This window comes from Acinetobacter sp. 16, from assembly GCF_033439925.1.
Lineage (GTDB): Bacteria > Pseudomonadota > Gammaproteobacteria > Pseudomonadales > Moraxellaceae > Acinetobacter > Acinetobacter junii.
Genome location: NZ_CP137746.1, coordinates 2,867,309 through 2,881,100 on the forward strand (window position 1 = coordinate 2,867,309; position 13,792 = coordinate 2,881,100).

Here is a 13,792-nt window from a genome sequence, read left to right on the forward strand (position 1 = left end):
ATTCACACATTGAATTTATCTTGCTCAAGGCGCTTTTACTTTTGGCAAATTAGATGGCACTAAGTTAGAAGGTGAGAAAGTTGGTGTTCTCGTCCATGGATTAATTTTAGGCTTATCTTTTTTCTCAGGTTGAGCAACCACGATTGCTTGTGGCTTTTCCTTTTTCTCAATAGTGATCGTTGTATTCGCAGTTTTCTCAGTCACAACTACAGTACTTGCAGCTTTATCAGCCACAGGATTAATCGGAGTTTCTTTTTTATCGCTAGTTTGTTGAACAAGCTCAGTCTGTGATTCTTTCTTCTGAATTACATTTGATACAACTGTGCTGCTCATTGGAGTTGTATAAGGCTGAGCAGCAAGCACTCCTTGTTTCACAACAGTTTGAGTCGAAGGTTTCACTGTTTGAGTTGCAGCAGCTGAACTCGATGTTCCCTGAAGATTCATCGGATCAACTGGAATTTCGATAGGTTTCATTTCAGCTGTGACAGCCATCATCGGATCAACATGTTCATTACCACGGCTTTCCAAAACCTCAAGTTTGCGTGTCGACCCTTCCTTCGGCTGAAATTCTGAATAATTTGTAATACTATTTCTATCCACCCATTTATAGAGCTTCCGAGCATGTGTTTGGGTTATGCTTAACTGTAAAAGCAAGACAGCTATGGCAATTTTTAAAAAAAACGACGAGTCCATCAAATTCCCCCAAAAAACATATAAGTACTTCTATTTTTTAAATATTTGGTATAAAAATAATAGGGCAGTTTTGAGTCCCTAACAAGCTAAAATTCGTTTCTGACACTTAATTTTAAGAACATTACAAAACTGGTCGAATATTCACAAAATATGACATTTCCAAAGGATTATTGTTGTGGTGATCGATTAATTCATGTAGAATTCGGTCTCCTTTTGTTTGGGCGATTCCTTGCTCAAACCAACTATAATAGGTAGTGGTTAATGAAAACTCTCAGCGCTAAGCCAGCTGAAGTTCAACACGACTGGTACGTTGTTGATGCTTCTGGCAAAACTTTAGGTCGCCTTGCGACTGAAATCGCTCGTCGTTTACGCGGTAAGCACAAAACTTCTTATACTCCTCACGTTGACACTGGTGATTACATCGTTGTTATCAATGCTGAACAAGTTCAAGTAACTGGTAACAAGTCTCTAGATAAAAAATATTATCGCCACACTGGTTTCCCTGGTGGTATCCGTGAAACTAACTTCGAAAAGTTAGTTGCTCACAAACCAGAAGAAATTTTCCAACGCGCTGTAAAAGGTATGTTGCCAAAAGGTCCTCTTGGTTATGCTATGATCAAGAAAATGAAAGTGTATGCTGGTGCTGAGCATCCTCACACAGCTCAACAGCCACAAGTTTTGGACATCTAAGGGATACAGCACATGGCTACAAACTATGGTACAGGTCGCCGTAAGACCGCAACTGCACGTGTTTTCTTATCAGCTGGTACAGGTAAACTCGTAATCAACAATCGTACTTTAGAGCAATATTTCGGTCGTGAAACTGCTCGTATGGTTGTGCGTCAGCCTTTAGAGCTTTTAGAAGTAACTGAAAAATATGACCTTTACATCACTGTTAAAGGTGGTGGTATTGGTGGTCAAGCTGGCGCTATCCGTCACGGTATTACTCGTGCATTGATCGCTGCTGACGAAACTTTAAAACCTGCTCTTCGTCAAGCTGGTTTCGTTACTCGTGATGCTCGTGAAGTTGAACGTAAGAAACTTGGTTTACGTAAAGCTCGTAAACGTCCTCAATTCTCTAAACGTTAATCGTTTTACGAATTGGACAAAAACCTCGGATTTTTCCGAGGTTTTTTATTTTAGATTAAACAAAAGAATTCAAAGATGCTTTTGTATGATTTTTTTAGTATGCTAAAACGTTTATATAATTAGTTTTGTGATATGTCATCGGTTGAAAATACGCCTGTTCAAGGCATTACGTTGTATAGTCATGCAGATGATTTCCGCTCACATTGGATTCGTTTCTTATTAGCTGAAAAGCAAATCAAATATCAGCTCATTATCACAGATCATGAAGATGAAGATCTCGCTGATCTTAATCCCTACAATCAATTACCAATGCTGATTGAACAAAATCTAAAACTATTTTCAGCTACCGTAATTTCAGAATATCTAGATGATCGATATCGTCAAAATAAGCTGTATGCTGACGCACCGATGTCAAGAGCCGAACAACGTCAATATATATGGCGTTTCGAACAAGACTGGTTCAAACTTGCTGATCACATGCTAAAACATGCAGACACATTAAATTTAGAACTTAAGCAAAAAGCACAAAAAGAGCTTAGAGATACGCTTATTTCGCTAACGCCTTTATTTCAACATTTCCCTTTTTTTATGTCCGAAACATTTTCGATTTTGGACTGTATCTTAGCCCCTATTTTTTTACGACTTAAAAACATGGGGGTTGAGTTACCCCAACAGCACTGCCGCCCTATTTTTCTTTACTGTCACCGCGTTTTCAACAGACCAGCATTTATCAAATCAATGACAGCACAAGAAAAAAACAGCTACAATGAGTTAATTTCAACGATTTAATAAGCTTATAAGTTATGTCAGAGCAATTGAATTTCAGCCCTACACGCCCCTATCTTGCACGCGCAATTTATGAATGGATCTGTGATAACCAACTCACACCATATCTACTCGTAGACGCAACCCAACCACATACCGAAGTACCCTTACAATTTGTGAAAGATGGCCAAATTGTTTTGAATTTGGCGCCACATGCTATTCATCAATTACATATGAGTAATGAGGCAATTACTTTCTCAGCGCGTTTTGGTGGTGTAGCAAAAGACATTTACGTTCCTATTCAGGCTGTCTTGGGCATCTATGCGAGAGAAAATGGTCAGGGGTTATTCTTTGACCCAAGCGAATATGATGCTGTAGAAACAAACAATGTTGCTGAAACAGCTCCATCAACGGAAGTAGCTGAACCAAGTAAGAAAAAACCGTCCCTTAGAATTTTAGATTAAAATAAAAGGAAATCGAATATGGCGTTTGACCTAGTCCAATATTTTGCTGAACAAATAAAAATTCAAAAACCTCAACTCTTAAATCAGTATTCGGTAAAAGAAAAGGCTGTCTTCATTCAGGAGATCAATGCTCTTGCACTTGCTCGCCTAATCAGTCTCTGGAAGCAAAACGCTAAAAAACTATATCAAGAAATCCAAACTGCGGATCCTCTGTATATACAAGAAATTGCTAGGCATCTTACGACCTCACAGCATAATCAGTCAGCACTAGCTCCCAATGACTTAGAAACAAGTATTTCAGAGATTCTTGTTCTTCAACTCAATGAATTAAATCAACTCGATCAAACAGGTCATTTTGGTCAAATTGGGATGTCAGAATTGTTATTAGGACAAATCGAACATCTTTCTGGCCAGGCAGATGATTGGGTTTGGTCAAGTGCTCAATTAAATGAGTTAATTGGCTCAAAACCAGTTGAGCAAATAGATATTTCATTAGAAGCAACCATGCAGGAGTTCAATCAAATGGTAAATCAAGCACAACCGCATCATAATGACATTACTGAAGAAAATGAAACAAACATGATTGACTCGCCAAAATGGGCGTACATTGTTTCACCATTTGTTGCATTGGTCATTTTGCTATTTATGTATTGTTCATACAGCCAATTAATGATCAACTAAACACGTCAGAAAGATTCAGCAGGTATTTATTACCTGCTGAATCAATACCTTATAAGCACACTTATTTTCTGATAAAATCTTTAAGCTTGTCTAAGCAACATTCTATTTACATTTATTTACAATCAAAAAACCTACTTAAACCTATTTATTTATGTGAAACAACTCACAATAAAATTAAAATATAGTTCTCAATTATTATTTTATTTTGATAGCTTGACAAAAATTGTCAATTTACAGCCATCTTGTGAATTAAATTATTTTAAAGCCCAATTGATTTAATTATAGATTCCTATAATGATATTAACTGCTTTTGAAGAATAATCTAAAACAAAAGTAGGGAATATAAATTCATAAACAAGATGTATTAGTAGAGATAATATCATAGCTAAAATTTCACTAGAAAGCTTAACAAATATTGATGGGTTCGTTGCAGCAGCGTTAGTAGAAACAGAAAGCGGTTTAGCACTAGCAACTCAAGGTGGGGGATCAATTGATTTAGAACTAGCAGCAGCTGGTAATACAGAAGTAATCCGCGCAAAGCGTCCTGTAGCTAACTCATTGAAACTTAACGATGATATCGAAGATATTTTGATTACTTTAGGTAAGGCTTATCACCTTATTCGTCCTCTAGAAAGCAATGGCAATTTGTTCCTTTATCTTGTTTTAGACCGCAGCAAGTCAAACCTTGCTATGGCACGTCACGAACTTAAAACGTTTGAAAAAGAATTAAATTTTGCTTAATTAGTATTATCTAGTTACTTTATATACTAGACTTCTTGTATATTTTTATATTCCATTAAAATATAAAAATATATGAGAGGTCTATTATTAGTCATTAATTATGACTAATTTTGTGCAGTCCAATTTTTTATAAAACATTAAAGTGATACTATGAATGGACATTGCATTAATATCGCAATTTCAGGTATAAGTTTAAAAGTTTCAGAGGAATTAAAAATAGAACTTAGAAAAACAATACCGAATGAATTTGGCATTAATTGGATAAACATCGCCGATCCAAATATAGACTTGCTACTAATAAATGAAAATTTTTTTGATACTGAAGGTATCCAACGAATTATTAAAGAAAAACAATTACCCTGCTTAAAAGTATCTAAAGGACATCACGATTCATCAACGATAGAAGAAAACAACACACTTTATCTGCCATTTCAGCAAGGGGATGCACTAAACAACTGGATTCAACATCGATTATTAAGTTATTTGGCTAGTCACCAACCACAACAAACCAAAAATGAATTGAAGATAGAACATGATGCAATAAATGAAAAATTTCTTGCTGAAATGTTTAATCCAGAAAATGCAAGATTACACATCTTTGATGATCATGGCACTTTAGCCATCATTGATACGCGTAGCCAAATTGCATGGTTAGAGCCAACTCGATTAAATACACAAACAAATCATAGTTTTAACTATAAATTTGCTACTACATCTGATTTTACTAAGGTTTCTCGTAAAGTCGAATATGACTTACAAGACTGGTTATGGAATCTTTTTTGGCATTCTTCTGAATTCCAAAAGCTATCGCCTAAAGAAAACGAATATTACAAAATTGAGTATTGGCCTCAACCACATCAAAGCACAGATCGAAAAATTGCACTTTTACTTTCAGCATGTTTTATACAAGGAGCTCAACTTTCACAGGTTGCTACACAACTCAAACTCCCTATTCAAACGGTTCAACAATTTATTTCCGCATGCATTATTTCAAATAATGGCGGTGTTATCCCAGCGTCAGAAAGTCATTATTTAAAATTAGAGGAAACCAAAGCCTCTAACGAACAACAAGGCTTTTTAAATAAGTTTTTCGGCAAAATCCGACGCCGATTTGGGCTATAAGGAATTCTATGATTCTTCAACAATATAAAATTGTATTTGCAGGAAGCATGGGTGCAGGTAAAACTGAAGCGATTAAATCTCTCTCCGAAATTCCTGTGCTTGCAACCGAAGCATTTAATACAGACAGTCAGGCACATAATAAAATGCAAACTACTGTTGGCATTGATTATGGTGAAATTACTTTAGATGACGGTGTTAAAATTGGACTTTATGGAACACCTGGACAAGCACGATTCGATTTCATTTGGCCAGTTATTTGCCAAGGTGCTTTGGGTGTGATTATCTTGGTTGATCATAATAGTAAAGTTCCTCTAGAGGAGCTAGAAGGCTATTTAGATACTTTTAAAGACTATACACAAAATATTTCGATCGGCATCACGCATGTTGATGAAAATAAAGGGCAACCGATTTCAATTTATCGAGATTGGTTAATTCAAAATGAGTATCAATATCCTCTGTTTTTTATTGATGCCCGAAAACAAGAACACATTCTGCTGATGATTGAATCACTGATTGCAGCATTAGAAGTCAATCTGAGAGCAACGAATTAATCATTTTGAAAGAGAAGAATTATGTTCAGCATTCCAAGTCAACAACGTACAGCGCCAAAGGAGTTGATCCATTTGGCTAAAGCTCAAGCCAATGACATATTGATGAATATTCGTGGCATTGATTATATTATGCTCTGCTCTACAGATGGTTTTGAATTGGCATCAGTTTACAAGAAGAATCCATATAATAGTACTAAGCTTGCTGCGGTGAGTAGTTCTATTCTGGCTATGGTGAGTGCCTTTTTAAAAGAGATTCAACTTACTGGCTGTCAAAGTATTACTTTAGATGCAGAAAATGGTAAGGCGATCCTGACCTCAATCCCTGCCCCCCACCACCCAATGGTTATGGTGACTTTAAGCAACAAAGACGTATTACTTGGTCAATTGTTATATAGCCTTAAGCAAGCAAGCGCAGCAATCATAGAAGCTGATCAAGCATAATTCATAACGCATAAATTAAGCTCTGATGAATGATCAATTTGTCAGAGCTTTTTTAATTTCGAAAATCCACATTCTATAATTTTCTTTTTTGAAGTATTGCAAATAACCCAACTATTCAGAACAAACCCTACTTATCCAGTTTTTAATATGCTTAAACAACAAGATAAATCATACAAATTCAATTGAATGGTAAAAAAAATTAAATGAATTATAAATATTTTTCAATTATGATTATTTTCGAACAAATCATAACCCAAAAAATATTCAAAAACGAAAATTTAAATGATTATGAAAAGGAGTTTGTTCACAAATAATTAAATTTAACGGAGAAGAACGATGAAGCTGGACAGCTTTAAATTTGCCGCTGGGGTTATGCTTTTAGCAGGTGGCGTATCTGCACAAAATGCATATGCTGATTCTTATGTATTTGTCACGAATACAACACCTCAAACGGTATCTGTACAAATCACTCAAACTGGAACGCATATTTTACAAGCTGGAAATGAGTGGGCTCAGGAAGCGACTCAAATCGCACCCTATGAGACTAAACGCGTGCTGCGAATGAATCGATACTCAGGCATAAAATCAGGTAAAACCTATAATTTTGACACTGTTGTAACGAGTGGAAATTCACAAGTAACGCTCAAACAAACCATGACAGGAACTTGGACAGGTAGTACGATTAAGCATGGTATCCAAACAGCAACCACGACATCGCCATGGTATTCTGATCGTGCAATTCATCGAATTAATACAACTTATGCAGGCTTATCTGCTCAGGCTGCGGTCAAAGCTGAATATACGGGTGGGTATGATGATTTCCACTACACAATTCACCAAAACACAGTGCAAGAACCTGTATCCAATAGCGCAGATGAATTAAAAGTACTGTCATACAATATTTATGGATTGCCTATGGTTGCAAGCAAAATTAGCGAACGCCTAGCAGAGTTACCAAATCATTTAAATGGATATGATGTCATTTTGCTTCAAGAAGCATTTTCATCATCACGGACTAGTATGCTGAATCAACTAGCCCAACAATATCCATATCAAACCCATGTTCCAGTTGGTTCAGGCTATAACTTATATGACAGTGGTGTCCTTGTTTTAAGTCGATATCCAATCGTAAAAACAGCTGAAATGATTTATCCAGATTGTACAGGAACAGATTGTTTTGCTGACAAAGGTGTAATTTATGCTGAGATCATCAAAAATGGAAAAGCTTATCACGTAACATCCACCCACACGGCTTCCTTCGATACAGATGAAGCACGTGCATTACGACAAGTCCAATTTAAACAAATCCGTCAATTAATTAATCAGCAGAATATTCCTAGCTTCGATGCGGTATTAATGGGTGGTGACTTTAATGTAAATAAATTCTTATGGCCGCAAGATTATCAAGATATGCTGACCAATCTTAATGCAACTGCACCAATCAGTACTGGTTACACTGCTTCAACTTTTGACCCACGTGTCAACAAACTAGCTGGCGCAGCTGGTTCGGGTGGAACAACGGTTGAATATTTAGATTATGTCGTTTCTTCAAATACACATCGTCAGCCTATTCAATCTCGCAATGATGTTCGTATTTTACGTTCTACCGCAGATCCGCTTTATATGACTTGGGATTTATCAGATCACTTCCCTGTGATGGGACATTTTAACTACGGTCCCTAAGTAGGAAGTATTATGAATAAAAGACTATGGATCACATGCCTTATTGTTCTATTGGTCTTAATTGCGTTTGCAGTTTGGAAGAGCACCACCTCTTCCGCTGCTACGCAACAAACCAAAAATGAACAGTCCTCCAATCACACTGTGTCTAATTCAAATGATATGCAAAACATAAGTAAGGATGAGATATTGCAACAATCATTACAGACACAGTTACAGGCTTTGCAAAAAAATCCAGGCAATATTAACCAGTTTTTAAATCAATACCGAGCCAGTTGCCATTTAGATGACTGCAATGCTGCATTAACAAAAGCGCTTAATGCCTATCCTGATCAAAAATTCGCTCAAACTGTGCAAAATTTATTGAAGCGTATGCCGCAATATGAACAGCAAATGCAAACTACAGTATTATCAACGGCGCTACCCCCTAAAGAACGCTTTGATGCAATTTGGAAACTTAGAGAACAGATGCTAGGCAAAGACGAAGCGGCTTTAGGTTTTGGACAAGAACGTGAATATGCGGATTATCGTTTTGCTTATGCGGAACTTAAACAAAATACAAAATTGAGTCCCGAACAACGATTGGCTGCATTAGAAACGCTTCAACAAGAATATCCTCGATTAATGAAGCAAGAGGATAATTTCGCTCGTTATGAACAAGCTGTTCAGCTACTTGATGAGAGACAACCGACTGCTGAAACTCAACGTCTAAAACAAGAATTACAACAACGCTATCTCACACAACAAGAGCAATTAGACCTGCAATTTAAGCAACAACGTGAACAACAGCAGCAACAGAAAGTGGATCAATATCAACAGGCACTCAAACAACTGCAACAAGAAATGCAACTGCTTAAGTCTCAGCTTTCCGAAACTGAATGGCAAAGGCAATATCAACAACGTCTTGAAAGCTTGCGATCGAATCTGTTTCCTTAATTGTGATGCCATCTGATATACAAATGGCGACTATTTCAGCATCTAATTTTTTCACCTATATTGAGGTAAAAGTAAAACTCACGAAAAACTTCTTTTTTGGAAATCAATGGAGTGAATTACCCAAAACTGAAACATGACTTAAATACTGCACTAGAATCTGAAATCTTAGGTGAATTGATTTTTCTGAATGCAGCAAAGCATACCCGCTCGGTTGAACAACAATATAAATGGAATGTCTTGGCTCAATTAGAAACTCAAACTTTACATAAGTTACAAAATTTTCTGATTCAAAATGGTCATACCGCAAAGATTCGACCACATATTAAATTACAAGCCAAAGCATCAGGGATTGCGATGGCAAAGCTTCCGTGGAAAGTTGCGATGCATTTACTAAAACAGGGCACCAAACCGTTTATGGAAACGTTTGTGAGAATGAATCAACACGCTGATGTTCAGACTCAAACCTTTCTGCAATATTTATTGGCACATGAACAAGCTTTGGCAGAGTTTGCAACACAAGAATTAAAAGGAAATTCGAGAAGCTCACTCAATACTGTAGAAAAATTATTAAAAAGCTAGGTCAAACCTAGCTTTTTAATTAATAAGCTTTAAGCAACTGCGACATTTAATAACAATTGTCGTTTTTTCACTTGTTGACCGACTTGACCAATGAGCTCATCAACAACACCATCCACATCAGATTTAATCTGTTGCTGGATTTTCATCGCCTCCAAGATCAATAAAGTTTGACCTTTGGTAACGGTATCACCAGCGTTGACCAATAGATTCACAATTGCACCATCCATTGGCGCTCGAATCTTTCCGTCACCGATAACTTCAACCGCTTCAGGTTCTGCGTAAGTGCTATTCTCTATGATGAGATTGCCATTCGCTGTATCTAAATAAAGCTGATTTTGATCAAGTACATAACTCAATTTACGGCGTATACCATCTACATCATAAATGATCTGTGTATCTTGAATCGCTAGAATCTTAATCTTGACTTGCTGATCACATAGCATAGCGATCAGTTGATCATGATCTGTTTGGACATGAAGTAATAGCTGTTGATCAGCACATTTTAGTTTTAATGGGAAAGGCACAGAAATACCTGTTTGCCATGAAACTTTTGCTTGGTTCAGTTGAGTGAACAATGCTGCAGCAACCGCAAGGTTCTCCAAACTTGGCGCTTGCTGATGTAGGCTAACATCATCTTGAAAATGTTGTTGAATAAATGCGGTATTGGTATCACCTGCCACGATAATCGGATGACGTAATAAATTCACCAAAAACTGTTTATTACTGTTCACACCCAATAGCACACAATCATCTACTGCACGCGCTAACAGACGAATCGCATCCTGACGAGTTTTACCATAAGCAATTATCTTCGCCACCATTGGATCATAAAACGGGCTAATTTCACCCTGTTCTAACATACCATGATCAATCCGAACATTTGGTAACATTCCATCAGAGCCTGCAGGTTGCCAACTGAGTACCTTTCCTGTTTGAGGCAAGAAATCCTGTCGTGGATCTTCTGCATATAAACGCACTTCAATTGCATGCCCATTTAAAGTGAGTTCATGCTGCTGTAGAGGTAAAGTTTCACCATTTGCGACACGTAGTTGCCATTCAACTAAATCGAGGCCCGTGATCATTTCTGTTACTGGATGCTCAACCTGTAAACGGGTATTCATTTCCAGGAAATAAAACTCACCTGATTGATCAAGTAAGAATTCAACTGTACCTGCACCGATATAGTCGCAAGCTTTGGCGGCAGCAACAGCAGCCTCGCCCATTTGCTGACGTAATTCAGGTGTCATCACGGGACAAGGTGCTTCTTCGACTACTTTCTGATGACGGCGTTGAATTGAACAATCTCGTTCAAATAAATAAACGTAATTGCCATGCGTATCACCAAATACTTGGATTTCCACATGACGGGGTGCGATCACTGCTTTTTCAATAATCAGTTCACCTGAACCAAATGCATTTTCGGCTTCTGAACGCGCTGTTTTTAAAGCTTCGAGTAAATCAGCAGACTGGTGAACCAAACGCATACCACGCCCACCACCACCAGCAGATGCCTTCACCATCAAGGGGAAACCAATTTTTTCTGCTTGTTCAGCTAAATATTCGATATCTTGTCGATCACCTTCATAACCCGGTACACAAGGTACACCCGCCTCAATCATGGCAATTTTTGACAAACGCTTACTACCCATCAAATGAATCGCAGCGGCATTTGGACCAATAAAAGTGATTCCATGATCATTACAAGCTTGGGCGAAATCGGTATTTTCAGATAAAAATCCATAACCAGGATGAACAGCATCGGCACCAGTCTTTTTGCAGGCTTCGATAATATTGGTGATCGACAAATAAGACTCAGAGACTTTAGATGCACCAATGTATACAGCTTCATCAGCCACTTGAACATGGCGAGCATTGGCATCTGCATCTGAATATACAGCAACTGTCTGATAGCCCATCGCTTTCGCTGTTTGCATCACTCGAACTGCGATTTCACCACGATTTGCGACTAAAACTTTTGAAAATTTCATCATTGCTCAGTCCAAGTTGGTAAACGTTTTTGAATAAATGCCATCGTGCCTTCTTGACCTTCTACTCCACCAACAGCTTGCGCAAATTGCTGTGCAGCATCATCGAGTAGAGAATCTAAAGGTTCATTTAAAGTACGATGTAATAAAGCTTTAGTATTGCGAGAAGCCAATGGTGCAGCACGTTTGATTTGTTGAACTGTATCGCTCAGTAGCTGCTCAAGCTCATTTTCATCATGCACTACATCATGTACTACACCTAACTTCTGAGCAGTCTCACCATTGAAACGAGAACCTAACAATGCCAAACGACGCGCTTGAGTTAGTCCAATGCGTTTCACTACAAAAGGTGCAATTTGCGCTGGCAAAACACCTAAGCCTGTTTCAGGTAAGCCAAACTGAGCATTGTCACGACTAATCGCGACATCAGAAACACAGGCCAAGCCAAAACCTCCACCTAATACCGCACCTTCTAATATCACAACCACGGTTTGTGGCGCTTGATCAACTTGTTCAATCATGGCACCGAAACGACGGTTAAAATCAACATAAGGCTGTAAGCTACCCACATTCGCCGCCTCTACACGGAGTGCTGCCATATCTTTGATGTCACCGCCTGCACAGAAATGTCCGCCTTTACCACGTAAAATCACAGCACGAATCGATACATCATCTGCTATTTGGGTAAAGACCTGTTGAATCACATTGACCATATTGAGACTCATGGCATTGCGACTTTCAGGTCGATTAAGCCACATCGTTAAAATACTGCCCTGTTGTTCAAGTTGGAGACTTTCATCCACTTGTAAATCAGTTAGAGAAGTTGAAAGCGTCATGATCTTCCCCTGCCTTATTTCTGTTTCTTCGGCAGAATATCCATCAACTTGCAAATAATCCCGAGCATAATTTCATCGGCTCCACCACCAATTGAACCAAGGCGACCATCACGATAAAGTTGAGAAGCAGGGTTATCCCACATAAAGCCATTGCCGCCCCAATACTGCAGACAAGTATCAGCGACTTCACGAGTGAGACGCCCTGATTTGAGTTTTGCCATTGAAGCTAACATCGTGACATTTTCCCCAGCAATATGCTGTTCACAAGCTTGATAAGTCAGCGCCTTTAATGCTTCAACTTCAGTCATTAACTCGGCGAAGCGGAAATGTACATATTGGTTATTAATCAAGGGCTGACCAAAAGTAGTACGTTCTTTAGCGTAATCAATCGTTTGTTGAATGACTTTTTCTAAACCGCCTACTGCATTGGCACATGCCCACATACGTTCTTCTTGGAACTGCATCATTTGCATCATGAAGCCCATGCCTTCAGCACCAACTAAATAACGTTGTGGTACTCGAACATTATCAAAATAGACTTGAGCAGTTGTTGTTGAACGCATACCTAATTTATTCAGTGGCTCTGAAAAACTGATACCCGCAGTCTTCGCAGGCACAATAATCATGGATTTATTGACATGAGGTTTGTCATCTGAAGTATTGGCAAGTAAACAGAAGAAATCAGCTTGCAATGAATTGGTGATCCACATTTTGCTGCCATTAATCACATAATCATCACCATCTTTTTTCGCAGTGGTTTTGATTGCTGCTACGTCTGAACCTGCATGCACTTCTGATACTGCAATTGATGCCACATATTCACCACGAATCGCAGGATTCAAAAATTCTTCTCTTAATTCTTTGCTACCAAAACGAGCAAGTGCAGGTGTCGCCATATCGGTTTGCACTCCAATCGCCAGTGGCACACCACCACATGCAGCACGTCCTAATTCTTCAGCGACCACAAGGTTATAGGAATAATCTAAACCCAGACCGCCATTTTCTTCTGGCTTACAAATACCCAGCAAACCTAAATCTGCCATTTTCTTAAACACGTCATGAATCGGAAAGCGTCCCGCTGCTTCCCATTCTGGAATAAGTGGATTTAGTTCGTTTTCTACAAACTGACGTGCGGTACGACGTAATGCTTCATGCTCTGCGGTAAATTTCATTATTTTTTTCCTTAAATTTAATCTCCCCTAACCCCTCTTTAATAAAGAGGGGAACTC

At 38.3% G+C, this 13,792-nt stretch carries 16 protein-coding genes; 12 read left to right on the forward strand and 4 right to left on the reverse strand.

Annotated elements, in window-relative coordinates; translation table 11 throughout:
* Positions 1-24: 24 nt before the first annotated feature.
* The gene (locus tag R2H34_RS13855; protein WP_004909009.1) at positions 25-693 is read right to left on the reverse strand and encodes a hypothetical protein; all 669 of its coding nucleotides are present in this window, start codon (positions 691-693) and stop codon (positions 25-27) included.
* A gap of 261 nt (positions 694-954) precedes the next feature.
* Between R2H34_RS13855 and rplM the strand changes: the two genes are divergently transcribed.
* The 12 genes from rplM to R2H34_RS13915 all read left to right on the forward strand — a co-directional run bounded on the left by rplM (position 955) and on the right by R2H34_RS13915 (position 9,742).
* Entirely contained in the window at positions 955-1,383 is a 429-nt protein-coding gene (gene rplM, locus R2H34_RS13860) for a 50S ribosomal protein L13 (protein ID WP_004909012.1), read from the forward strand.
* Between the two features lie 12 nt (positions 1,384-1,395).
* On the forward strand, positions 1,396-1,782 hold the full coding sequence (rpsI, locus tag R2H34_RS13865; protein ID WP_004909015.1) for a 30S ribosomal protein S9: 387 nt from the start codon (positions 1,396-1,398) through the stop codon (positions 1,780-1,782).
* A 132-nt stretch (positions 1,783-1,914) separates the two neighbouring features.
* The gene (locus R2H34_RS13870; protein WP_004909017.1) at positions 1,915-2,571 is read left to right on the forward strand and encodes a glutathione S-transferase N-terminal domain-containing protein; all 657 of its coding nucleotides are present in this window, start codon (positions 1,915-1,917) and stop codon (positions 2,569-2,571) included.
* A 14-nt stretch (positions 2,572-2,585) separates the two neighbouring features.
* Positions 2,586-3,011: a ClpXP protease specificity-enhancing factor gene (locus tag R2H34_RS13875; protein WP_087539377.1), complete on the forward strand. Its 426-nt coding sequence runs from the start codon at positions 2,586-2,588 to the stop codon at positions 3,009-3,011.
* Positions 3,012-3,029: 18 nt separating this feature from the next.
* Positions 3,030-3,692, forward strand: a complete 663-nt coding sequence (locus R2H34_RS13880; RefSeq protein ID WP_087539375.1) for a hypothetical protein — start codon at positions 3,030-3,032, stop codon at positions 3,690-3,692.
* 381 nt (positions 3,693-4,073) lie between these two features.
* Entirely contained in the window at positions 4,074-4,433 is a 360-nt protein-coding gene (locus tag R2H34_RS13885) for a hypothetical protein (RefSeq protein WP_087539373.1), read from the forward strand.
* A 150-nt stretch (positions 4,434-4,583) separates the two neighbouring features.
* Positions 4,584-5,555 carry a hypothetical protein gene (locus R2H34_RS13890; protein WP_087539371.1) on the forward strand — a complete coding sequence of 324 codons (972 nt, stop codon included), beginning with the start codon at positions 4,584-4,586 and terminating at the stop codon, positions 5,553-5,555.
* Between the two features lie 8 nt (positions 5,556-5,563).
* On the forward strand, positions 5,564-6,106 hold the full coding sequence (locus tag R2H34_RS13895; protein ID WP_004909026.1) for a GTP-binding protein: 543 nt from the start codon (positions 5,564-5,566) through the stop codon (positions 6,104-6,106).
* 21 nt (positions 6,107-6,127) lie between these two features.
* Entirely contained in the window at positions 6,128-6,547 is a 420-nt protein-coding gene (locus tag R2H34_RS13900; protein WP_005402056.1) for a roadblock/LC7 domain-containing protein, read from the forward strand.
* A gap of 336 nt (positions 6,548-6,883) precedes the next feature.
* Entirely contained in the window at positions 6,884-8,230 is a 1,347-nt protein-coding gene (locus R2H34_RS13905; protein ID WP_087539370.1) for a sphingomyelin phosphodiesterase, read from the forward strand.
* Positions 8,231-8,242: 12 nt separating this feature from the next.
* The gene (locus R2H34_RS13910) at positions 8,243-9,163 is read left to right on the forward strand and encodes a lipase secretion chaperone (RefSeq protein WP_075696797.1); all 921 of its coding nucleotides are present in this window, start codon (positions 8,243-8,245) and stop codon (positions 9,161-9,163) included.
* Positions 9,164-9,274: 111 nt separating this feature from the next.
* Positions 9,275-9,742: a hypothetical protein gene (locus R2H34_RS13915; protein WP_075696798.1), complete on the forward strand. Its 468-nt coding sequence runs from the start codon at positions 9,275-9,277 to the stop codon at positions 9,740-9,742.
* A gap of 29 nt (positions 9,743-9,771) precedes the next feature.
* On the opposite strand, the gene R2H34_RS13920 is transcribed toward R2H34_RS13915, so the two are convergent.
* The 3 genes from R2H34_RS13920 to R2H34_RS13930 are packed head-to-tail and all read right to left on the reverse strand — an operon-like array spanning position 9,772 to position 13,735.
* The gene (locus R2H34_RS13920) at positions 9,772-11,730 is read right to left on the reverse strand and encodes an acetyl/propionyl/methylcrotonyl-CoA carboxylase subunit alpha (protein WP_087539445.1); all 1,959 of its coding nucleotides are present in this window, start codon (positions 11,728-11,730) and stop codon (positions 9,772-9,774) included.
* The gene (locus R2H34_RS13925; protein ID WP_087539368.1) at positions 11,730-12,563 is read right to left on the reverse strand and encodes an enoyl-CoA hydratase/isomerase family protein; all 834 of its coding nucleotides are present in this window, start codon (positions 12,561-12,563) and stop codon (positions 11,730-11,732) included. Before R2H34_RS13925 ends, R2H34_RS13920 begins: the two co-directional genes overlap by 1 nt.
* Before the next feature lie 14 nt (positions 12,564-12,577).
* The gene (locus R2H34_RS13930; protein WP_087539366.1) at positions 12,578-13,735 is read right to left on the reverse strand and encodes an acyl-CoA dehydrogenase family protein; all 1,158 of its coding nucleotides are present in this window, start codon (positions 13,733-13,735) and stop codon (positions 12,578-12,580) included.
* Between the last annotated feature and the right edge of the window lie 57 nt (positions 13,736-13,792).